Origin of the sequence: Pacificibacter sp. AS14, from assembly GCF_038899935.1 — a bacterium.
Lineage (GTDB): Bacteria > Pseudomonadota > Alphaproteobacteria > Rhodobacterales > Rhodobacteraceae > Celeribacter.
Map to the genome: position 1 here is coordinate 1 of NZ_JBBMQI010000024.1, position 22,268 is coordinate 22,268.

A 22,268-nucleotide genomic window follows, 5' to 3' on the forward strand; every position below is an offset into this window, starting at 1 on the left:
AAGGGGGGTTCTAAGGCTAACAAACAAAGCCCGCAAGCCCTTTTTAGAAAGTTTGTGAACTTTTCTTGAAAAAGAACCGCAAGATATTGAAATTAATATATATATGGTGAATATTTTTTCATCATTTTGGATGAAATGCGCCTGAACTGCTGAGCCGCTTCAGGGGCGCAAGTAAGAAATATAGGTTATCCACACCCTGCAGCGCAACAAATGCAAAAGGGGCCTACTGCCCCGTTCCAAAGTTGCGACTCGCTGCGATCCAAAAGAACGAAGCCCACATAGAATCAAAGTGGAAAGAACCTCCATCAGTCTGATTTAGGCACAAAAAAGGGCGAGGTTTCCCCCGCCCGTCTTCTCTTACATATATAATGTATAAGCTTAAGCGTAGCGTACGTCGTCATCGCCGTCTGTTTCAGGGGCTTTGAGCGCATCGATTAAACCATCAAGGGTCACTGCCCCCAACGCTTTGCCATTGCGATCCACCACAGGACAGCATCCATCGGGTGCCGCGTGCAGTTTGGGCAAGGCCTGCTCCAAGGACATAGTGCCCTTGATGGCCTCCCCTGCCCCTGACTCGCCCTTTTTGACGATAGAGCGCACACGCACGACTTTGGCGCGATTGATGTCGCGGATAAAGTCTGTGATGTAATCATCGGCTGGGTTCATCACGATGTCTTGCGGGTCGCCGGACTGGATGATCTCGCCATCGCGCAGGATTGCGATGTTATCGCCAATGTTCAAAGCTTCATCCAAATCATGAGTGATAAAGATGATGGTCTTGTGCAGCTCCTCTTGGAGTTCCAAGAGAATAGACTGCATATCGGTGCGGATGAGCGGATCAAGGGCCGAGAAGGCTTCGTCCATCAACAGGATTTCAGCATCAGTCGCCAAAGCCCGCGCCAGACCGACACGTTGTTGTTGACCACCTGAGAGCTGTGAAGGGTATTGATCTTCAAACCCAGCCAAGCCCACACGTTCCAGCCATTTGACAGCGCGTTCGCCAGCTTCCTTGTCAGAGACGCCCTGAATTTCCAAACCGTATTTGGCATTGTCTAACACCGTGCGATGCGGCAAGAGGCCAAACTTTTGGAACACCATGGACATCTTAAACCGACGCAGATCGCGCAGTTGCTTGTCGTCCATGGCCAAAACGTCTTCGCCATCAACCCAAATTTCGCCCGCTGTGGGTTCGATCAAGCGATTGAGGTGACGGATCAAAGTAGACTTACCAGAGCCTGACAAACCCATGATCACCTGAATTTTGCGCGCAGGAATATCAAGGTTGATATTGTTGAGGCCCAGCGCGTGGCCGGTTTGGTCCATCAGCTCAGGTTTCCCCATGCCGCCTCGAACAGCTTCCATTTGCGCTTCAGGGTTGTCACCAAAAATCTTGTACAAATTTTTGATGCTCACCTTTGGTTCGTCAACAGTGTCGTCTTGAGGTAGAATATCGTGCTTACCCATGTCCGTTCTCCCTGTAGGCCTGCAAACGTTTGCCGTAAGTTTGGCTGACGCGGTCGAAGATGATCGCAAGAACAACAATTGCAAGACCGTTCATGAGACCCAATGCGAGATACTGGTTCGAGATTGCGCGCAATACAGGCACGCCCAAACCGTTGACCCCGATCATTGAGGCTACAACGACCATAGACAAGGCCATCATGATGGTTTGGTTCACGCCCGCAAAGATGTTGGGCAAGGCCAGTGGGATCTGAACCCCAAAGAGTTTCTCTTTGGTTGACGCACCGAAGGCATCGGCCGCCTCCATAACATCGCGGTCCACCAGTCGAATGCCCAAATTGGTCAAACGCACAATCGGCGGCAAAGCGTAAATACACACGGCCAAAAGGCCCGGCACTTTACCAATGCCCAAAAGCATCACCACAGGGATCAAGTAAACGAACGACGGGATGGTTTGCATAACATCCAAAACCGGCGTGATGAACGTTTGCGCTCGGTTAAAGCGCGCCATCAAAATGCCCAGCGGAATACCAATAGATATACACAGGAACGTGGCAACAGAGATGATCGCCAGTGTGGCCATCGTGTCTTCCCACATGTCCAAATATCCAATGGCCAAGAACGACACAATGGACCCCAATGTGATCTTCCAAGACCGCGCCCCAAACCATGTCAGCAAGGCCACGCATAAAATGATCAACGGCCAAGGCGCGTTGGTCAACAGTTTTTCAAACCAGACCATAAACTTGAGCAGAGGATTGAAGAATGCTTCTAGGTCTTCACCATATGCACGTGAGAACGTGCGAAAGCCCTCGTCAATCCCTTGTTTAAAACCTGCCAGCTCATGTCGACCCAGCGACGGAAATTCAGTAAAAAAGCTCATTAGCTTCCCCCTATATGTGTGCAGAAAATAATAAAAGGGGTCCGCGAATTGGGTAAAACCCGTTCGCGAACCCCATACAATCAAGCAGCCTTAGAGGGCGGATTTGATCTTTTCTGCAACTTCAGCGGAAACCCAAGGCATCCAAATGTCAGATTTGGTTTCCAAGAACTCAAATGCTGCATCTTCGCCAGTGGCTTGGTTTTCGTTCATGTAAACCAACATGCTGTTCATCACTTCACCAGGCCAAATGCGTGTTGAGAGATAATCCAGCGCTTCGCCGCCTTTTTCTTTGAAATCGTCGGTGACAACAGTTTGAACTTCGGAGGCGATCCAGCTTGTTTTCTGAGGATCTGCACAGTCGTCAGGCGCAAGACCTACACAGTTTTCCCAGTTGTCATCGCCAGCCCATTCCGCTTCGAACGGCAATGGGAACAATTCGTATTTGCCGATGATCGCTGTTGGGGACCAGTAGTAGCCAAACCAGTTTTCGTCACGCTCAACCGCTTTGGCGATAGAACCGTCAAGACCAGCAGCGGAACCAGGGTTCACATTGACCCAGCCTTTGGCTTCCATGTCGAAGGCACGGAACATGTTGTCGTTAGACAACTGACAGCTCCAACCTGATGGACAGCCCATGAACGCGCCCTTGCTTTCGTCTTCCACGTAGGGGAAGAGCTCAGGGTGCTCGATGACTTTCTCAACTGTGTTCAGCTCAGGGTGCATTTCGATGAAGTGCTTGGGCACCCACCAACCTTCGCCAAGACCTGTGATAGGTCCGGACAGTGCTGTGTGCACACGGCCTTCTTCTTTGGCAGTCGTCAAAACATTTTTGATACCATTGACCCAAAGTTCAGGTGCGATATCAGGCTGGCCTTTTTCGCTCATAGACGTAAAGGTCGTTTGTGTGGCGCCTGGGATCAGGTCCACGCTGCAATCATAGCCTTCTTCAAGGATGATCGCGTCAACATTGGCCATCAACTCGGCAGAGGCCCAGTTCATTTCGGCAATTGAGATAGAACCACAATCAGATGCCATTGCAGCACCCGCAGATGCGATCAAACCAAGTGCACTAACAGTGACAAGTTTAGTAAATTTCATCGTGGGAAGCTCCCGCTTTTTCTTCGTGTGTTTGCCAGTCAGACCTCCCCCGAACGCATCGGTTCGCTGTCTCTTCAACTGGTCACCACCCCGAACTGGGCGATTTCTCCGCGGCGTCCTAGTCTCAAGACTGGGTGACCCAAAAGACAGGGCCAGCGCGGCGGAGCGTGGGTACAAAGCACCATATAAAGCCTTAAGATGCAACCCGATAGAAAACTTGTCACAATTTTCGCCCCCCCTTACGTCCTATTGTCACTATATTAGGCAGCTACACACCATTCACCATATTAGCATTCCCCGTCTCACTAAGCGCGTCACACTGCCCCAAGCAGCGGTGGTCTCAAAGGTTGCTCTTGGGTCCGCGCGTGAGTATCTGTGAGGTTCATGTCGTATAAGGACTTAAAATGGCTGACCGCACACTCCAAGACGCAGCAGAGCGCGAAAAATCGAAAAAAATCGGCGCCTTGTCGCAGCTATGGCCATTTTTGAAGCCCTACCGCACCATGATGTTCATGGCCTTCGTTGCCTTGGTCGTCACAGCGTGCATTTCTTTGATATTGCCCCTTGCGGTGCGCCGCGTTGTCGATGGATTCCAAAGTTCAAGCGCTGTGCTGTTGGATGGGTATTTTTCTGCTGCGCTGGCCATCGCTTTGCTTTTGGCTATTGGCACGGGCCTGAGGTACTATTTGGTAACAAAACTTGGCGAACGGGTTGTGGCCGACATCCGCAAAGCTGTTTTCGACCGCATGATCCGCATGTCGCCTGCCTTTTTTGAAAAAATTATGACTGGTGAGGTTTTGTCGCGCATCACCACAGACACCACTCTTTTGTTGTCGGTGATCAGCTCGTCCATCTCAGTTGCCTTGCGCAACACGATGATCCTGTTCGGCGGTTTGATATTGATGCTGTTCACCTCCGGCAAGCTCACGGGTTTGGTTCTTTTGCTCGTGCCCGTCGTGATCGTGCCTATCGTCGTTTTAGGCCGCCGCCTGCGTAAACTGTCTCGCGAAAACCAAGAATGGATCGCCTCAAGTTCCGGCAGCGCCTCAGAGGCTTTGCTCTCTGCGCAAACCATTCAGGCCTTCACCGCAGAAGCCGCGCAATCAGAGCGCTTCTCGGATGTCACTGACAAAAGCTATGCCTCCGCTCACACCCGCATCAAAACCCGCGCCATGATGACCGTGATCGTGATCACGTTGATTTTCTTTGGCGTTGTTGGCGTTTTGTGGATCGGCGCGCGCGATGTGCGCACCGGCGGCATGTCCATTGGTGAGCTGGTCCAATTCGTAATTTACGCCATTATGGTGGCCGGAGCCGCTGGTGCTTTGTCCGAAATTTGGGGCGAGTTGCAACGCGCCGCTGGCGCCACCGAGCGCCTAATCGATCTTTTGGGTGCGACAGATCCTGTCAACGATCCGGCTGAGCCTCGCCGCTTGGCAGAACCTGTCGCCGGAGAAATCACCTTTGACAATGTGCAGTTTGCCTACCCGTCTCGCCTCAACACATCAGCTTTGGATGGCGTATCGTTCACTGTGAAAGCGGGCGAAACCATCGCTTTGGTTGGACCTTCTGGCGCGGGTAAATCTACGATCATCCAATTGCTGCAACGCTTCTACGACCCGCAATCTGGACGAATCTTGATCGACGGCGTGCCGATCGACACATTGAACCGCGCTGAATTTCGGACCCACATCGCACTGGTGCCACAAGATCCTGTTATCTTTGCCGCCTCTGCCGCAGACAACATTCGTTTCGGACGCCCTGAAGCCACCGACGCGCAAGTCATTAAAGCTGCAAAAGCAGCCGCGGCACATGATTTCTTGAACAAACTGCCCGAAGGCTATGACAGCTATGTCGGCGAACGTGGGATCATGTTGTCCGGCGGACAAAAACAGCGCGTGGCCATCGCCCGTGCGATTTTACGTGACGCACCGATCTTGTTGCTGGACGAAGCGACTTCGGCCCTGGATTCTGAAAGCGAAAAGCTTGTGCAAGAAGCCGTAGAAGACATGGCCAAAACCCGCACAACCTTGATCGTGGCGCATCGGCTGGCGACAGTCAAAAAGGCAGACCGCATTTTTGTTTTTGAAGATGGGAAAATCGTCGCCACAGGTACACATGATGCGCTTGTCGCAGATGGCGGCCTGTATGCCCGTTTGGCACGTCTCCAATTCACCGAAGGGGAATAGGATGTTTCAACTCCCCTTAACTTTGCCAAGGCAAAAGCGTTTTGGTGAAAACAGTCAAACAAACGCACTCTTAAAGGTAGCAACGCACTATGGGTATCTGGAACTTCGTAAAAGGCGCGGGAAAATCCGTTTTCGGTAAAAAAGACGCCGAGCCAAACAAAGACGACCTTTTGGCTGAAATCGCAGCCCTTGGCCTTGAAGCTGAAGCGCTCGAGCTTTCCGTTGAAGGCGACAAAGTCAAAGTGGCGGGGACTGCCAGCCAAGAGATGAAAGAAAAAGTCATCTTGGCCGTCGGCAACGTCGAAGGCATCGCCTCTGTGGAAGACGACATCGCAGGCGCAGACCCTGTGTTTCACGAAGTGAAAAAGGGCGAAACGCTCTGGGGCATTTCCAAAGACGCTCTTGGCAAAGGCAACCGCTATATGGAAATCTTTGACGCCAACAAGCCAATGCTGTCACACCCTGACAAAATTTATCCAGGTCAAAACCTGCGTATCCCGCAAGATCTTGAAGCGTAAACGCTGTTTTATACAGAGTTCAAAAGGCGTCCCTTGGGGCGCCTTTTTGGTATTGTCGAGACTGACTTAAAGAACCATCAAAGGCGCTCAACTAAGACTGATCCAACCGAATACCCCGCCCCAAAAGAACAAATCAATCCCTTGTCACCCCGCTTCAATCCATCTGAGTGTTTTGAAAACGCGATGATCGAGCCTGCGGACGATGTATTGGCATAATCTTGCAAGACATTCGGCTGTTCAACGGCATCAGGCACACGGCCCAAAACCTTTTTCCCGATGTAATCGTTCATCGTCTTATTAGCCTGATGCAACCAAAGCCTTTTTAAATCAGATGCTTGAACATCACAGCCATTCAGATGATCTGCGATATGCCCACTGACCAAAGGCAGAACCTCTTTGAACACCTTGCGCCCATTTTGCATGAACAGCATATCGCGATGATCGCCAAGTTGATCTTGTGCACGACGCAAAAAGCCATTGTTATTGCGAATGTTGTTTGAAAATTGTGACGCGCAACGGGTCGACACAATGCGAAATTTTGGCGACAAGGCCACATCTTCGGCCTCAAGCACAACAGCTGTCGCAACATCACCGAAAATAAAGTGGCAATCGCGATCCCGCCATTCCAAATGTCCAGACGTGATCTCAGGCGACACAATAAGTGCGCGTTTAGCAGAACCGCATTTGATCATATCTGCAGCGGCCTGAATGCCAAAGGTCGCCGACGAACAAGCAACATTCATATCAAAGGCAAAACCGCCCGCCCCCAAAAGCGCCTGAATTTCAACAGCCACAGCTGGATAAGCCCGTTCATGATTAGAGGCAGCACAGATCACCAGATCAATATCAGAGCCTGTAAGCCCAGCTTCGCCCAGCGCAGACTGGGCCGCATCTAACGCAATTTCAGCCATCATCGATGGGTCATCATCAGCGCGCGGTGCGAACTGCGGCCCCATACGCGTAGGATCTAAGATGCCGGATTTTTCCATCACATAGCGACGTTCAATGCCAGAGGCATTGAAAATAAAGTCCGCAGATGAATCAACTTTTGCCTCAATTCGCCCGGCGGCTATGTCACCTGAATGTTGCGCGTTGTACAGAGCCACATAGGCGTTGAAGCTGTCCACCAACTCTTGATTGCTAATACTATACGCGGGCGTGAAAACACCTGTTCCGCTGACAACCACATCGACCATAATTCCCCCAAAACCCCTAGCAAGCTTACTTTTTAACCTAAGACTGCGGCCCCAGTTGGTCTAGTCGCCCATACCGACTTGACGCAGCGTTCCTTCTGCGCGATGCGATGTAACGCAGCGTAGAGCGCCTCTCGCACGGGCTTGTGCGAAGCCGTCTTTGTGCCCATCATAAGGATAGGGAGACATGGACTGTTCACACGATCCATCTACGGGAGGACCAAAACACATGGCATCAGATTTTACATCTCTAGAAGCACGTAATGTCATCGACAGCGAAATGGCGTTTGACGACCGTGACATCGGCAGCACGATCTATGAACGCTTGACCCGCACAAAAGACGCCTTTGGCACGCGGCCTGCTTTTTCGTATCAGATCACCTCAGGTCCCACCGATAAAGCCGAGACGCTGACATGGGACGACATCCATGGACAAGTCACCCAAGCCGCCAATATGTTTCGCGCTTTGGGTGTCAGCGAGACCGATGTCATCGCCTATGTGTTGCCCAACACAAATGAGACAGCAGTGACCTTTTTGGGCGGCATGGTGGCTGGCATCGTCAATCCGATCAATCCGCTTTTGGACGCCACGCAAATCGCGTCGATTTTACGCGAAAGTGGCGCTAAAGTGGTTGTCACGCTGCGCCCCTTCCCCAAGACGGACATCGCACAAAAGGTCGCCGAAGCAGTCAAAGACGCCCCCAGTGTTACAACTGTGCTTGAGATCGATTTGCTGCGGTATCTCACGCCCCCCAAAAGCTGGATCGTCCCGCTCATTCGCCCTAAAAACCCAAGCGCTACACAGCATAACGCCAAGGTGCTAAGCTTTAAGCAAGAGCTTTCCAAGTACCCACAGACCCTAACGTTCACCGACACAGCTAACGACCGCGTTGCTGCCTATTTTCACACGGGTGGCACCACTGGCACGCCCAAGGTCGCACAGCACAAGGCCTCAGGGATGCTCTACAACGGTTGGCTTGGGGCGCGACTGTTGTTTCGCGAAACCGACAACATCATGTGCCCCTTGCCTATGTTCCATGTCTTTGCCTGTCACGTGATTATCATGTCGATGATCACCTCCGGCGCGCATGGCGTGTTTCCGACCCCTGCGGGCTATCGTGGCGAGGGCGTGTTTGATAATTTTTGGAAACTCATCGAACGATGGAAAATCAGTTTTGTCATCACAGTACCCACCGCGATTTCAGCCCTGATGCAGCGGCCTATTGATGCGGATATTTCCAGCATCAAAACCGCGTTCTCTGGTTCATCGCCCTTGCCAATTGAGCTGTTCAAACGCTTTGAGAGTGCAACAAACGTTGAAATCATCGAAGGGTACGGTCTGACTGAAGCGACGTGCCTTGTGGCCTGCAATCCGATTGGGGGCATTAAAAAAATTGGCTCTGTCGGCATTCCTTTTCCGCATACGGACGTCAAAATTTTGATCCATACCGCAGACGGCCCAGTTGAATGTGCGACGGACACGGTGGGCGAAATTTGCATCGACAGCCCTGGCATTTTTGCAGGCTCGACATACACCGAGGTCGATAAAAACCGGAACTTATTCCACCATGACCGTTACCTGCGCACAGGCGATCTCGGGAGGATCGACGAAGATGGCTACCTGTGGATCACAGGGCGCGCCAAAGATCTGATTATTCGCGGCGGACATAATATTGATCCAGCTGAGATCGAAGAGGCCTTGGCAGGGCATGAAGCCGTCGCTTTTGTCGGTGCGATTGGTCAACCCTGTGCCTACTCTGGCGAATTGCCATGCGCCTATGTCGAACTTGTAGATGGCGCGACGGTCACAACGGACGAGCTCATGAGTTTTGCGCGGGCTCATATCCATGAACGTGCTGCCTTTCCAAAATACATCGAGATACTGGATGAACTGCCCAAAACCGCAGTGGGTAAGGTGTTCAAGCCAGACCTGCGCAAAAGTGCGATCACGCGTGTGTTCAATGAGGCTTTAGACAAAGCAGGGTTGCCCCAGCGCGTGTCAGCTGTGATTGACGACAAAAAGCTCGGATTGGTGGCTTACATAAGTCCACGAGACGTCGATGCTACAGATGACCTTGCTGCCTGTTTGGGTGAATTCTCAAGCCCTTGGGCGTTTGAAAAGCCTCAACCTTAACCAATTGAAACTTAATAAAACTTGATAGGGCCTCGTTTTTTCGCGGCCCTATTTTCGTTATGAGACAGGCCGAAAGTGATTAAAATTTACCAAAAAACCTGAGGTCTTAACCCGTTTTTAACCCGAAACGTGCCATGTTTGTGCCGCATTACAACACTCTATTCATCACCAGAAAATAACGCCATTGGATATCTGATGTGCAACCTTGTGGGAGGAAAACCGTTATGATTATTGCACTACTCTTTTTTGCCCTTACCTCAGCATTTGCGGCGGCGGCAATCGTCAGCTTGATGGGCTTTTCGTTCTGGATCGCACTTGCCGCGTATCCCTTGGTTGGAACGCTCGCGCTGCTCGTCGGCGCCATTCTGGTCGCAGCTCACAAAACGACTCAAATCCAACCTGTAGAAGAGTATCGTGAGCCAGCTCACGCCTAAACTCGCGCAAAGGGATCGAAAAACTGGTTAACCATCAGGACATGAGGCCCCATTCGATAAGGGCGGAAACCAAACTTTCGCTGCGTTTGTATCAATGTCCAGTTCCACCACTTCTTGTCCAGCTTTGCGTGGCGAGCCTGTTGCGACATTTGGCGCATAAAAGCACCTTGAGGCCATTCGCAACGGTACTCGGTACCGTGAGTGCTGGCACCTTTCTTGCGCCAAACGCTTTTGCCTGTGGTGCCAAGTAACATCATTCAGTACCCTTTTTGACGATCCACTTGCCATAAAAGGTCCTGGCCCTGAATGTGTCGCATGAGGTTTTCGACCACATTGCTGACGGCTGTCTTCGTATCCGTGCGACCGGCCACATGCGGTGTTACGAGGCAATTCGGATAGTCCCAGATGGCGCTCGCGTCTGGCAAAGGTTCCGTATCGAACACATCTAAAACCGCCGCGCCAATCTGACCAGAATTGAGTGCCGCACCAAGGTCCTCAGACACGCAATGCGCCCCACGCCCCGCCTGCACCAAGGCGGCACCTTGTTTCATTTGCGCGAAAAACGACGCGGACAAAAGATCGCGTGTTTCTGGTGTTAAAGGCAGCAGACAAACCACGATGTCGGCGTCTGGTAGAAGTGACAGATAGCCCTTATTGCCGCTGACACTTTTTACCCCCGTAATATCGCGCGGGTTGCGGGACCAACCGCTGACCTGAAAACCAACAGTCGCAAGCGTCAGCGCTGTTTGCGTGCCAATGTCACCCAGACCCAGAATAGCCACCTGCGTCTGCGCAAGCGGCACGTTGGGGTGTTGTTCCCAAACTTTGCGCTTTTGTTGCTCGGCGTAAATCGGAAAGCCCCGCGTGATCGCAAGGCAGGCGGTCAGCACGTAATCCACCACGCTTTGGGTGTTGTGCGGGTCGACCATTTTGATCAAGGCGATATGATCTGGAAGGCCCTTGAGTTGATCCACTCCGGCAGAGACGGAGAACACCACCTCAAGATTAGGGAACCGAGACCAATCCTCAAGTGGTTGCCATGTAAACACATAGCGAATTTCGTTCGGGTCATATGCGGCATCTATGTGCTTTAGCGCAACAGGCAGATCGGCAAAAGCAGCTTCAAAGGCTGCAATGCGATCTGGGTCTTGTTCATTGAATAAAAACGCCATGGTCACCTTTCAACGTTGTAGAATGCCCCCCATGGGGATGATTTTAGAGCCATTTGAGAAGCGGTGCAAACGGAAGGGCGTCGGATCAACACAAGGCCCCTGCCCTGTGATCAGGTCCGCGGCCAGTCGCCCTGCACCGGTGCCAAGCCCGAACCCGTGTCCCGAAAATCCCGTCGCGACATAAAGACCAGGCACGCCATTTTTGACGCCTATGGTCTCAGAAATCACAGGGACCACATCGGGCATGACATCGATGTATCCCGCCCAACGTTGCGCGACTTTGGCCTCCTTGAAGGGTTTAAATGATGCCTTGACCGCGGAAAGTGCTTTGTCCAACCCTTTTGTGTCGGGTTCTGGGTCTAAAATACGGTTTTTTTCAAAGGGCGTGATGTCCGTCGCCTTCCAGTGGCGCGGGCTGCGTAAAGCATCGAAAAACGCAGGGCCGATGCCCAAGCTCACGTTGCGCCATTCTTTCATAAGAGTCGGTAGGAATTTGGTGAAAAGTCGGAAACTGTCAGGCGTTAATTGATACCGACTGGGTCTGGCGGACGCGATGGTATAGCCCCCATCCGCGCGTTTGCGCATGGTAAATTCAGGGTGTTTCAACGTGCCTTCGGGCCCGCCAACCACAGGCGCTATGCGCTGTACATTGCCTTTTGTACGCAAGAGCGGCAACTCGATCCCAAGGTTGCCCAAAAACAACCGTGACCATACGCCACCTGCAACCAGCACTGCGCCACAGTCGATACGCCCGTGTTCCGTGACAACCGCCGACACTTTGCCATCCGTGGTCTCGACCGTGCGCACGGCACAGTTTTGATGCAGGCTGCCGCCTTTGTCTTTTACGGCGCGCGCGATCGCAGGCGCTGCCATTTGGGGTTCAGCCCTGCCGTCCTGTGGATTATGAAGCGCGCCTTTGACGCCCAGTGAGGGGTCAGGAAAATGCTCTAAAGCCTCGTCTTGACTTAAAATACGGGCTGGAACTTGATAGGATTGTAAGACTTGTGCCGACCGTTCCTCTGCTTCAAGCGCCGCATCTGATGTGGCCGCATAGGTCACGCCGCATTGGTCATAACCGGTCTTATGTCCTGTGCGCTGATCCAGCTCTTTCCACAGGCGTACGGATTCGATCATCAAGGGCATTTCGCGCGGATCACGGTGGCTTAGGCGCACCCACCCCCAATTGCGGCTGGATTGTTCGGCGCCGATTTGGCCTTTTTCGCAGATCGCGACACTCTTGCCGCGCTCAACAAGTTCAAGCGCGGCCGAGACACCAACAATGCCACCACCGATGATGACAACATCCACATGGGACGGCAACTCAGCGCTATTTTCAACCAGTTCCAATGTGGGACCAGGCATGGGTATTCTCCTGTTTCATGCAAATGGGGGCAAAGGGGCTTTTTGGATTTTCGCACGCAAATTGTCGCGCAGGCGGTAACTGCGCAACGCGGCTTGCGGCGCGAGGCTCATGTAAAGGGGCTGACAGCTGAGCGGTTCAAGTTTGAGATCAAGATCTTGCTCTGCCACGCCCATCGCCCAATCCGACAGAATGCCGCCAATCATCGACCCCGTGGGCACACCGCGCCCTGACAGGCCTGTCATCGCCACAACACCTGGGGCCAGCCCGTAAAGACGTGGCACAGTGCGGCGTTGCATGTCCAAATCGCCATACCAGAAATAGTCCCACCGCAACTCTTCGCGCAGTTCCGGATGCAGCCATTTCAGCCGCGCAGACAGGATTTTCCGCGTCAGATTTGGATCGCGCCCGCGTGCGCCCATAGGAAACATAGAAGCGACGATCCGGTTTTCGCGATTGTATTTATAGACATAGATGTCGCCGCGCCCGTCTTGAATGGTGGTGCGTTTGGGCAAGACCACTGCTTGCGAAGCGGCAGATAGGGGCTGGGTCGCGGCCACAAAGACCCGCATGATACGGTAAGTTTGATCCAGCTTCGGCCAGCCTGCGACCGTGTAGGCGCCAGTGGTGTAGATCACCTTTTCGGCGCGCACAGAGCCGCGCGCAGATTTCACCACCCAAGCGCGCCCCTCGCGGTCGCATCCTGTCACGGATGTGCCAGTGTAAATTACGCCGCCCTCTTGTTGCACCGCACGCCCAAGGCCGCGCGCATAGGCCAGCGCGTTCAGCCCGCCGGCTTCTTCGTGCAGCCAACCACCGTAGAACCGCGACGATCCTGTCACCGCGTGGACTTCGTCGCGATCCAGCATCCGCGTGCGCGCGCCGACCGCATTGTAACTGTCCATCTGGCCGCGTAGGGTTTTAAGATGCGAGGGAAATAACGCGCCTTGGACATAGCCGTTTTGTTCCCATTCACAATCGATCCCATAGCGGCTGATCATCTCGGTCACTTTGTCATTGGCGCGAGTTTGGCGCGGGATCAATCGATCCGCCCAAGGCGCGCCCATGTGTTTGCGCAGTTCGGGCAGGCTGAAATGGGTGAAGGTCGGCGTGCAGTGGCCAGCATTGCGACCAGAGCCGCCAAATCCGATCTCTTCGCGATCAAGCACCACCACAGACACGCCCTTGCGCGCCAATTCCAGAGCTGTGGTCAGGCCAGAATAGCCCGCGCCGACGATGCAGACATCGGCCTTAACCACGCCCTCAAGAGGTACGGTTTTGGGCGCATCGGGTGCTGTCGCATACCAAAGCGTGTCTTCGAACTTAGAGAACTTGCGCATGGTTTCGCCTTACTGATGGTCGCTGCGGCTGTCGAAAGCATCGCGCAGCCCGTCACCGATAAAATTGAAGCCAGACACAGCGATGGTGATCGCCACACCCGGCACAATCGCAAGCCAAGGCGCAGAGGTCAGATATTGTTGCGCACCGTTGAGCATATTGCCCCAGCTTGGCAAAGGCGGCTGAATGCCGTAGCCTAAAAATGAAATGTAGGCCTCTAACAAAATCGCGCGGGCCACGGTGAGTGTTGCCGCCACGATGATTGGACCGATGGCGTTGGGCAGAAGTTCGCGGAACATGATCCAGCGATTCGACAGGCCCAACATATGTGCGGCTTGGACAAAGTCTTGGTTGCGCAGAGACTTCACCTCAGCCTCAACAATCCGTGCCACTTCCATCCAACTGGTGGCCGAAATGATCAGCGCGATCATCACAGGGCCGGGCTGGATAAAGGCGGCCAAAGCCAAGAGCAAAAAGACCGACGGGAAAGACAAAAACGCATCAACAATCCGCATCAAAACGGCTGATACAGTGCCGCCATAATAGCCAGAAACCACCCCCACGACAGAGCCGATACAGGTGGCAATGATCATCACGGCAAAGCCCACAGCCATGGAAATTTGCCCCGCATGAAACAGGCGCGCGGCGATATCACGCCCCAAAGGATCGGTGCCAAAGATATGCCCCCCTGTGCCAGGTGGCGCGAAACGAGACATCAGGTCGATATGCAATTCATCATAAGCCAACAGGTATGGCCCGATGAAACAGGCGGCTGTCAGGCTAAGCACCATGATCAAGCCAATAAGCGCCAATTTATGACTGAGAAACCGGCGCAGCGCGCGGGATTTGATCAGGGGTTTCGAGACATACGTCGAAAGCGTGGTCATAACCAAAACTCCTTAATCTAAGCGAATGCGCGGATCGATCAGCGCAACTGTGAGATCGGCGATCAGATTGCCGATCAGAACCAACATGGCAGAGGCCATCAGCAGTCCCATCACCACGGGGTAGTCGGAGTATCCAAGACTGTCCAAAAACAGCCGTCCCATGCCGGGCCAAGTGAACACGGTTTCCGTGACCAAAGCCCCGCCCAGAACCATCGGCAATTGCAAACCGGCCAGTGTGATCATCGGCACCAATGAGTTGCCCACGACATGTTTGAACAAAACACGGCGGCGGGTGAGACCTTTAGCCTTGGCTGTGCGCACAAAATCTTGATTGACCACATTCAGGGTCGAGGTGCGCATATAGCGACTCCAGATTGCCACATCGACCAATGCCAAAACCGTAGCGGGCAAGATCAAATGGCGGATATAATCAAGAACAGAGGCGTCCCCGACCGTGTACATATTGCCCGCAGGTAGCCAGCCTAAGTTCAGAGAAAAGATGTAAATGGCGATCAAGCCAAACCAAAAGGTTGGGATAGACAAGGCGACCATGGCCAGAACGGTCATGGTGTAATCGAAGGTGCCGCCGCGTCTAAGAGCACTGTAAATACCGATACTGCTGCCCAGAGTGATGGAAATCGACGTGGCCGTACCCATCAAAAGCAGCGTGGCAAACAGATGGCTTCCGATCACGTGCAACACAGATTGCCCGTCACGATAAGACGTGCCCCAATCCCCGATCACCAGATGGGTCAGCCAATCGAAATATTGCACAACAATAGGACGGTCCAACCCCATTTGCGCAGATATTTTGTCGATTTGCTCTTGGGTCATGCCTGGACTGAGTGCGAATTGCGACAGGGGGCCACCTGGGGCAAGTGTCAGAACGGCAAAGCCAATAAAGGACACGATCAACAATAGGATAAAGCTTTGACCGAGCCGTGACAAAAGATAGCGGAGCATGGATGCGTCCTCTCATGTGCGTGAGGTCTTGAAAACGGTCAGCCGCCCGTGTGAGACGGCTGACCCAGATCAGCGATGTGAAACGCCAATCCAACGAGGTCTTTTAGCTGTGCGACCAATCGCGGACGTTCCAGCTATCGATCCGGTTGTTGACGTTCGGCGCAGGGCCAGACACTTCTTCAGTCCAGCCTTTGACCACCGCGTATTGGAACAACGGCAAGAAGGGCAGATCATCGCGCATGACCGCCTGCATTTCCTGATAGATCTCTTTGCGGTCTTCAGGGACAAAGCTTTGCGCGCCTTTCACCAACAGCTCGTCCACTTTGGTGTTTTGGTAGGCAAAGGTGTTTTGACCTGAACCGCCCAAAGTTGGAGACATGCTGGACATGAAATAATCCGATGTATCTGGGTCCGCGCCTGCGAGTGTGTTGAGCCCCACGACCACAGTGTCAAACTCAGAATTCATCCAGTAATCGCCCCACATGACAGCTGGCGGCAGGTTCTTGATCGTCATTTCAACGCCGATCATAGAAAAGGTCTGCTGAATGAACTGTTGTGCCTGTTCGCGCAGGTGGTTGCCTGCCGTGGTAGAGTTGGAAAACGCCAACCGCACGCCGTCTTTGGCGCGAATGCCGTCGCTGCCTTTTGCCCATCCTGCGTCATCCAAAAGCGCGTTGGCTTTTTCGATATTGAATTCATGGATCGGCAGGCTGTCGTTATAGTAGTAAGACTGGCGCGGCATAAAGGTTTCGGTCGATGACGGCACACCATAGTAAAGCGCGTCGATGATCGAGGTTTTATCGATCGCCATGTACAGCGCTTGGCGCACGGCTTTGTCCTGAAACTGCGGACGCGTCATGTTCAAACCGATGGATTCGAACGTTGCAGAGCCCGCCACGTTGACAACCTTGCCCTCGAGTGTCTGTGCTTCTGCAAGATGGTCAGGCGTGATCCATTGCAGACCCACAACATCGATGTCGCCCGATTTAAATTGCGTGTACATCACGTTGAGATCAGGCACGTATTTGATGATCAATGTCTTCACGAACGGACCATCCAAGTGGTAGCCCGTGTTGGCTTCCAATTCGATGTGATCGCCGGCCATACGGTTTTTGAACTTAAACGGTCCCGTGCCGATTGGCGCTGTGTTTAGGATCGTGGCGTTTTTGTCTTCGACGCCGTCAAACACATGCATGGGCACGATAAAGGTCGAGGCCAAAATCGCAGCCATCGGCGCGAAGGGCTCGCTCATGGTCCATGTCAGTTCAGTGTCGGACACAACTGTGATGTCATTCATGAATTTGTAGCCGGTTGAGCGGAAAGAGCGGAAATCCGGATCAACAGTCAATTCAAGCGAGAACTTAACATCGGCGGCTGTGAAAGGTGTACCATCGTGCCATGTGACACCGTCTTTGAGCTTCAGAACCCATGACAGACCATCCGCAGAAATCCCGCCATTGGCCACGGTGGGCACTTCGGCTGCGAGGTTGGCAAAAAATTCACCATCAGGATTGAAATCAAACAGCGTGTCGTAAACCGCGTAGTAAACGCCTTCATCCACTTCGATATGTGGCATCAACGGGTTGAACACAGTCGGTTCTTGTGAAAAGCCCAAAACAAGTTGGCCAGCCGCATCTGCATTGGCCGCAAAAGCACGGTCACGACCAAATGCCATTGGCGCCATAACGCTGGCACCCGCGGCGCCCATCATCATCAAAGCCTGTCGGCGGTTGAGATGTGCGGAAATTTTTTTCTCGTCAGTCATCTTAGTTTCCCTGTTGTGCGCTTTTGGGAGGAAAAAGACCCCAGCCAGCGCTTTGCGCAGGGTCCCTAAAGCACGACACCTAAGCGCCGCACAAAATATCAAAACTTAGAATCCGCTGATGATCTCGATTTTCGATCCATCGGAAAAACGTGAGAACCTGAACGGCGTGGGATCAACCACAGGCGTCACGCCCCGCACCAGATCACTCGCCAACCGCCCTGCCGCAGGCCCGATCCCGAACCCATGCCCCGAAAACCCAGTGGCGATGTAGAAACCAGTGATCTCATCGATGCCAGAGATCACTGGGATCGCATCCGGCGTAACGTCAATTGCGCCCGCCCAACGTTGAGCGACTTCGGCTTTTTCAAACACTGGAAAGGCTTTGCGCAGATTGGCCAAGTATTTGTCTTGCAAGTGAAAAGACGGTTTTGGGTCCAACACACGGTTGTATTCAAACGGGCTGGCCTCATCCAAAGACCACGAATTTGGCAAACGGGCTTCATCGAAAAACCGCCCCCCTGCCCGCAGCATCAAGGCTTTCCACTGCGACCCAAGGGCAGGCATGAAATCACGCATATAACGGAAACTGTCAGGCACGATATCCACGACATTGCGGAACCCATCCGCGATGGTGTAGCCGCCGTCTTGGCGTTTGCGGATCGAGAAATTATCCGACCAAATCGCATGTTCAGGCCCGCCTTCAAGCGGCTTTGTGCGAATGACAGAATTTTTGACCTTCAACTGCGGCAAGCGCAGACCTGTGTTGCGCGCAAAAAGACTGGACCACGCGCCACCGGCAAGCACCACCTGTTCGCAGGCAATTTCACCGCGCTCGGTGACAACACCGCAGACCGCGCCAGCCTTGGTTTCGATCCCGCGCACAGCGCATTCGGTCAAAATATATGCGCCACGGTCGCGTGCGGCTTCAGCAATTGCAGGGGCGGCTTTTTGCGGCTCAGCCCGTCCATCCGCTGATGTGTAAAGCGCGCCTTCGATGGGCATTTTCGTGCCTGGCGTCATGGCGTCAAATTCGCTCGCAGACAGCATTTTGCTATCGATTTGCAGATCTTTAAGATGCTCCAACCAGCGCTCATGTTCGGCAAATTCTTTTGGCGTGGCGCACATAAAGGCAATCCCTGAGCGTTTGTAACCCAAGTCACGACCCGTGCGTTCCGCCAGTGTCGGCCAGATACGCAAGGCCTCGGCCATCAAAGCGACTTCGCGCGGATCACGACGGGTGATGCGCACCCAACCCCAGTTGCGGCTGGACTGTTCATGCGCGATCCCACCTTTTTCGCACAGCGCGACTTTTAGGCCTTTATCAGCAAGCTCCATCGCCGTTGAGGCCCCGATAATGCCGCCTCCGATGACCACAACATCGACTTTTTTAGGAAGTTCCAAATCGCCATGCACAGGCGTTACAAAGGGACCAGGCATTAAAAGCTCTCCTCTAATTGACAATTCACTGTAAATTCCGCGACGCTGGCCTCATTGGGCAACTCGATAAGCATCTGTATGACACGGGCCAAATCTTCGGGCTGTGTCATCATCTGCGCATCGCGATCTGTGATCGACATCGCCATATCTGTGGCCACAAAACCGGGGCAGACCGCGGTGCAACGGATGCCTTGGTCAAACCCTGCATGGCGCAGGGCGTGGGCCAAGCCAATGGCGGCGAATTTGGACACGGCGTAAGATCCAGCGCGGGCTGACTTGACCCGTTTGCCAGACAAAGACCCCAACAGAATGATCCGCCCGTGACCTGATGCGCCAAGCGCGGCCCAACAGGCGGCGGCAAGGCGACGCGGGGCTTGGACATTGATGTCCAGCATTTTGGCCATATCGTCATTGCTGATATCAACAGGGGTTTGGGGGATCATGATGCCTGCACTGGCGATCACCGCGTCGATCGCACCAAACCGCGCCATGACGGTGCGCGCCCAAAGACAAGGGGCCTCAACGTCAGCCGCATCATAAACAAAAAGATGCACGCGTTCCGGATAGGTCTGCGCCCAATCCGGCATCACAGGCGCGCGCATTCCCAAAGAGACCGCCCAGCCTGCCTCGAACAAGGTTTGCGCGGTGGCCGCTCCGATGCCACGGCTGGCGCCGGAAATCAGGGCAATCTTACCTAAGGTCATTTGAGCTTCTTCCTCACATTGAGATAGGCGCTTTTGAGCATGCGCATAAAGTCTTGCCGGTCTTCTGGCGCGATAAAATCAAAGAATTCTTCTTCTTGGTCGCGAATGATTTGGCGCACTTCTTGGGCCAGTTCGTGACCTTTTTGCGTGATAAAAAGCCCGTGTGCCCTTTGGTCTTCGGCACTTATTTCGCGGCGAATGTGTCCCGCTTTAACAAGGGGGTCGATGATGCGTCCGGTTGCAGGGCGATCGCGCATAAGCACTTCGGCGATCTGCGACGGGCGGATGCCCGGATAGTCATCGACCAGCAGCATGGTTGTGATTTTACCCTTGCCCTTGGCCACATCTAAATGCGCGATCCGGCGCTCCAAATCTTGCGACACAACAGAGTCCAAGGATCGGATATACCAACTGAAAGCTCCTTCGAGCACATCGATATGCAAGCCCGCAATCGTGATTTGGGCGTCCTCGTCTGGTTTATGCATTTTAAGAACTTGGGGCACGCGATCTTGGTCCATTCTGAATTTCCTTATTGTCTTGCGAGAATTCGTTTTATCGCAATGTTTTAATTGTGAGTCACAACTATATAGTTGCGCAAAGCAACTACTGGTGATTTTTGAGGCATTTCTCACGGGAACCTATAGGAAAAGCCCATCTTACAGGCAAACTTAAGGGCGGCCAAAAGCCGCCCTATCGTCAGTTTTCATGATATAGCGTCGCGTCAGGCTGAGGCAAATCCGGGAATCGCTGCAATCAAAGAGCGTGTGTACTCATGTTCTGGAGCATGGAAAATCTGGCTTGGCGGGCCATATTCCACCATTTTGCCACGATGCATAACAATAATCTCGTCACTGATCTGACTGGCGACGCGTAAATCATGAGTGATAAAAACCATCGCAAGCCGCCGCTCGCGTCGAATGTGGTCCAACAGTTCTAGCACCTGCGCTTGAATGGACACATCCAATGCGGACACCGCTTCATCTGCAACGATCACTTCTGGATCAAACATCAGCGCGCGCGCGATCCCGACCCGTTGGCGTTGGCCGCCTGAAAACTCATGTGGGTAACGATCAAACGCAGCGCCGCCTAGGCCCACCAATTCCAACAGGCCCTCGGCTTTTTTGCGGGCGTCTTCGCGGGTCAAAAGATTATGGGCAATCGGCCCAACAGTCAGCGCCTGTCCGATGGTAAAACGCGGGTTCAGTGACGCATAAGGGTCTTGGAAAATCATCTGGATGCGCGGACGGAGATGGCGAAAATTTTCCTCATCCATGGCCAACATGTTTGCGCCCTGAAAGCGGATTTCGCCACTGTCCGCAGGGATCAGCTTCATCAAGACCTTGCCCATGGACGATTTGCCCGACCCAGATTCCCCCACGATGCCAATCGTCTCACCGCGGTGCAGGGTAAAGCTGATGTCATCGACGGCTTTAACCTCACGCATCCGACCCAGAAAGCCGCTGCGGGTGCGGTAGGTCTTGTGAAGGTTGCGCACTTCCAACGCCACAGGCGGTTTTTCATCCCGCGTACGATCTGATTCACGCATTTTCGGCACCGCCGCCAAAAGCTTTTTCGTGTAAGGATGTTGCGGCTTGCTTAGCACATCTTTCGCAACGCCCTGTTCAACCAGATCGCCCTTTTCCATCACGATCACCCGATCCGCGATCTCGGCGACCACGCCAAAATCATGGGTAATGAACATCACGCTCATGCCTTTGCGTTTTTGGATACGCGCGATCAAATCCAGAATTTGCGCCTGAGTTGTCACATCAAGGGCTGTCGTCGGCTCATCCGCGATCAAAACATCAGGATTGAGAGCCAGCGCCATCGCGATCATCACGCGTTGGCGTTGCCCGCCCGACAGGCGAAACGGATATTGATGCTGGATCAGCACAGGATCGGGCAGGCCGACTTCTGTGAGCATCTCGACCACCTTTTGGGCACGGCTGTCTTTGGTGCCAATGCTGTGCGCGTCCAAGACTTCACGGATTTGATCGCCCACAGTCATCAACGGGTTCAAGGCAGACAAGGGATCTTGGAAGATGATCGACACAGCGCGTCCGCGCAGTTTGCGCAACTCATGTTCCGGCATTTCCAATAAAGCGCGACCTTTGAAATCGATAGACCCGCTCTCGATAGTCATCACGTCGGGCAAGAGTCCCATGATTGTGTTGGCCGTGACGGATTTACCCGAACCAGACTCGCCGATGATACAGAGGATTTCCCCCGCCATCAGGTCGAAATTCATATCTTTCACCGCATAGGCGCGATCATGTTTTCCAGGCAAAGCGACCGAAAGATCGCGCACCGAAAGGACGGGGCTGGACCCCGATTGTGTTTTTGTCATCTGTTTTCTCATCGTTTGTTATTATTATGCCCGTTCAGAAAAAACCAATTGGCCAATGCGTCAAAGACATCGCCTCGCGAATACCATCAGATTGGTGCCTCACGGCTCAGTTGCCTAATTTCTGAACGGTTGCGATGCGTTTGCGGGCTTTATGTGCAACCGCATCTCAAAGGTTTTGTCCGATGATTGAGAGTGCTATGAGGTGATCCATGCTGCGCTGATGCGCTTGGGTGACCAGAAAGATCCACGACAAAGTCGTGCCAAAACACTTAGCGATCAATTTGGTTCATGCTGTACAAATAAGCAATCGTTGCTGCACAGGTGGACACTATGCGTCGTCAGAGTTTCAGGCACCAATGGCAACTCAAATTTGTCTGACGTCATC

19 protein-coding genes are annotated in these 22,268 nt (G+C 53.2%); 4 read left to right on the forward strand and 15 right to left on the reverse strand.

Annotated features, from left to right (window positions below):
* Positions 1–378: 378 nt before the first annotated feature.
* The 3 genes from WNY38_RS16740 to WNY38_RS16750 form a co-directional block, all read right to left on the reverse strand.
* The gene (locus WNY38_RS16740) at positions 379–1,464 is read right to left on the reverse strand and encodes a glycine betaine/L-proline ABC transporter ATP-binding protein (protein ID WP_342858508.1); all 1,086 of its coding nucleotides are present in this window, start codon (positions 1,462–1,464) and stop codon (positions 379–381) included.
* Complete coding sequence (locus tag WNY38_RS16745) at positions 1,457–2,344, reverse strand: proline/glycine betaine ABC transporter permease (protein WP_342858509.1); 888 nt, start codon at positions 2,342–2,344, stop codon at positions 1,457–1,459. The genes WNY38_RS16740 and WNY38_RS16745 overlap by 8 nt, the downstream gene beginning before the upstream one ends.
* Before the next feature lie 90 nt (positions 2,345–2,434).
* Positions 2,435–3,442 (reverse strand): glycine betaine ABC transporter substrate-binding protein, encoded by a 1,008-nt coding sequence (locus tag WNY38_RS16750; RefSeq protein ID WP_342858510.1) that lies wholly within the window; start codon positions 3,440–3,442, stop codon positions 2,435–2,437.
* Positions 3,443–3,846: 404 nt separating this feature from the next.
* Between WNY38_RS16750 and WNY38_RS16755 the strand changes: the two genes are divergently transcribed.
* Positions 3,847–5,631: an ABC transporter transmembrane domain-containing protein gene (locus WNY38_RS16755; RefSeq protein WP_342858511.1), complete on the forward strand. Its 1,785-nt coding sequence runs from the start codon at positions 3,847–3,849 to the stop codon at positions 5,629–5,631.
* A gap of 89 nt (positions 5,632–5,720) precedes the next feature.
* Positions 5,721–6,149, forward strand: coding sequence for a peptidoglycan-binding protein LysM (gene lysM / locus WNY38_RS16760; RefSeq protein ID WP_342858512.1), 429 nt, complete (start codon positions 5,721–5,723; stop codon positions 6,147–6,149).
* Positions 6,150–6,226: 77 nt separating this feature from the next.
* Here lysM and WNY38_RS16765 read toward each other — a convergent pair whose 3' ends face one another.
* Positions 6,227–7,345, reverse strand: coding sequence for a beta-ketoacyl-ACP synthase III (locus WNY38_RS16765; protein ID WP_342858513.1), 1,119 nt, complete (start codon positions 7,343–7,345; stop codon positions 6,227–6,229).
* Positions 7,346–7,571: 226 nt separating this feature from the next.
* On the opposite strand from WNY38_RS16765, the gene WNY38_RS16770 reads away from it, so the two are divergent.
* Positions 7,572–9,476, forward strand: a complete 1,905-nt coding sequence (locus WNY38_RS16770; RefSeq protein WP_342858514.1) for an acyl-CoA synthetase — start codon at positions 7,572–7,574, stop codon at positions 9,474–9,476.
* A gap of 224 nt (positions 9,477–9,700) precedes the next feature.
* A complete protein-coding gene (locus WNY38_RS16775) occupies positions 9,701–9,910 on the forward strand; it encodes a hypothetical protein (protein WP_342858515.1) in 210 nt (69 codons plus the stop codon).
* On the opposite strand, the gene WNY38_RS16780 is transcribed toward WNY38_RS16775, so the two are convergent.
* The 11 genes from WNY38_RS16780 to WNY38_RS16830 all read right to left on the reverse strand — a co-directional run bounded on the left by WNY38_RS16780 (position 9,907) and on the right by WNY38_RS16830 (position 21,883).
* A complete protein-coding gene (locus WNY38_RS16780) occupies positions 9,907–10,167 on the reverse strand; it encodes a hypothetical protein (RefSeq protein ID WP_342858516.1) in 261 nt (86 codons plus the stop codon). The two genes, WNY38_RS16775 and WNY38_RS16780, sit on opposite strands and share 4 nt — an antisense overlap.
* Complete coding sequence (locus tag WNY38_RS16785; protein ID WP_342858517.1) at positions 10,168–11,082, reverse strand: glyoxylate/hydroxypyruvate reductase A; 915 nt, start codon at positions 11,080–11,082, stop codon at positions 10,168–10,170.
* A 9-nt stretch (positions 11,083–11,091) separates the two neighbouring features.
* Complete coding sequence (locus WNY38_RS16790) at positions 11,092–12,444, reverse strand: FAD-binding oxidoreductase (RefSeq protein WP_342858518.1); 1,353 nt, start codon at positions 12,442–12,444, stop codon at positions 11,092–11,094.
* Positions 12,445–12,459: 15 nt separating this feature from the next.
* Entirely contained in the window at positions 12,460–13,782 is a 1,323-nt protein-coding gene (locus WNY38_RS16795; protein WP_342858519.1) for an FAD-binding oxidoreductase, read from the reverse strand.
* A gap of 9 nt (positions 13,783–13,791) precedes the next feature.
* Complete coding sequence (locus WNY38_RS16800) at positions 13,792–14,667, reverse strand: ABC transporter permease (RefSeq protein WP_342858520.1); 876 nt, start codon at positions 14,665–14,667, stop codon at positions 13,792–13,794.
* Between the two features lie 12 nt (positions 14,668–14,679).
* Entirely contained in the window at positions 14,680–15,630 is a 951-nt protein-coding gene (locus tag WNY38_RS16805; protein ID WP_342858521.1) for an ABC transporter permease, read from the reverse strand.
* A gap of 103 nt (positions 15,631–15,733) precedes the next feature.
* On the reverse strand, positions 15,734–17,395 hold the full coding sequence (locus WNY38_RS16810; protein WP_342858522.1) for a peptide ABC transporter substrate-binding protein: 1,662 nt from the start codon (positions 17,393–17,395) through the stop codon (positions 15,734–15,736).
* Between the two features lie 105 nt (positions 17,396–17,500).
* Positions 17,501–18,832 carry an FAD-binding oxidoreductase gene (locus WNY38_RS16815; RefSeq protein WP_342858523.1) on the reverse strand — a complete coding sequence of 444 codons (1,332 nt, stop codon included), beginning with the start codon at positions 18,830–18,832 and terminating at the stop codon, positions 17,501–17,503.
* Positions 18,832–19,536 carry an SDR family NAD(P)-dependent oxidoreductase gene (locus tag WNY38_RS16820; RefSeq protein ID WP_342858524.1) on the reverse strand — a complete coding sequence of 235 codons (705 nt, stop codon included), beginning with the start codon at positions 19,534–19,536 and terminating at the stop codon, positions 18,832–18,834. The genes WNY38_RS16815 and WNY38_RS16820 overlap by 1 nt, the downstream gene beginning before the upstream one ends.
* The gene (locus tag WNY38_RS16825; protein ID WP_342858525.1) at positions 19,533–20,054 is read right to left on the reverse strand and encodes a MarR family transcriptional regulator; all 522 of its coding nucleotides are present in this window, start codon (positions 20,052–20,054) and stop codon (positions 19,533–19,535) included. Before WNY38_RS16825 ends, WNY38_RS16820 begins: the two co-directional genes overlap by 4 nt.
* A 203-nt stretch (positions 20,055–20,257) precedes the next feature.
* Positions 20,258–21,883, reverse strand: coding sequence for an ABC transporter ATP-binding protein (locus tag WNY38_RS16830; protein WP_342858526.1), 1,626 nt, complete (start codon positions 21,881–21,883; stop codon positions 20,258–20,260).
* Positions 21,884–22,268: the final 385 nt, after the last annotated feature.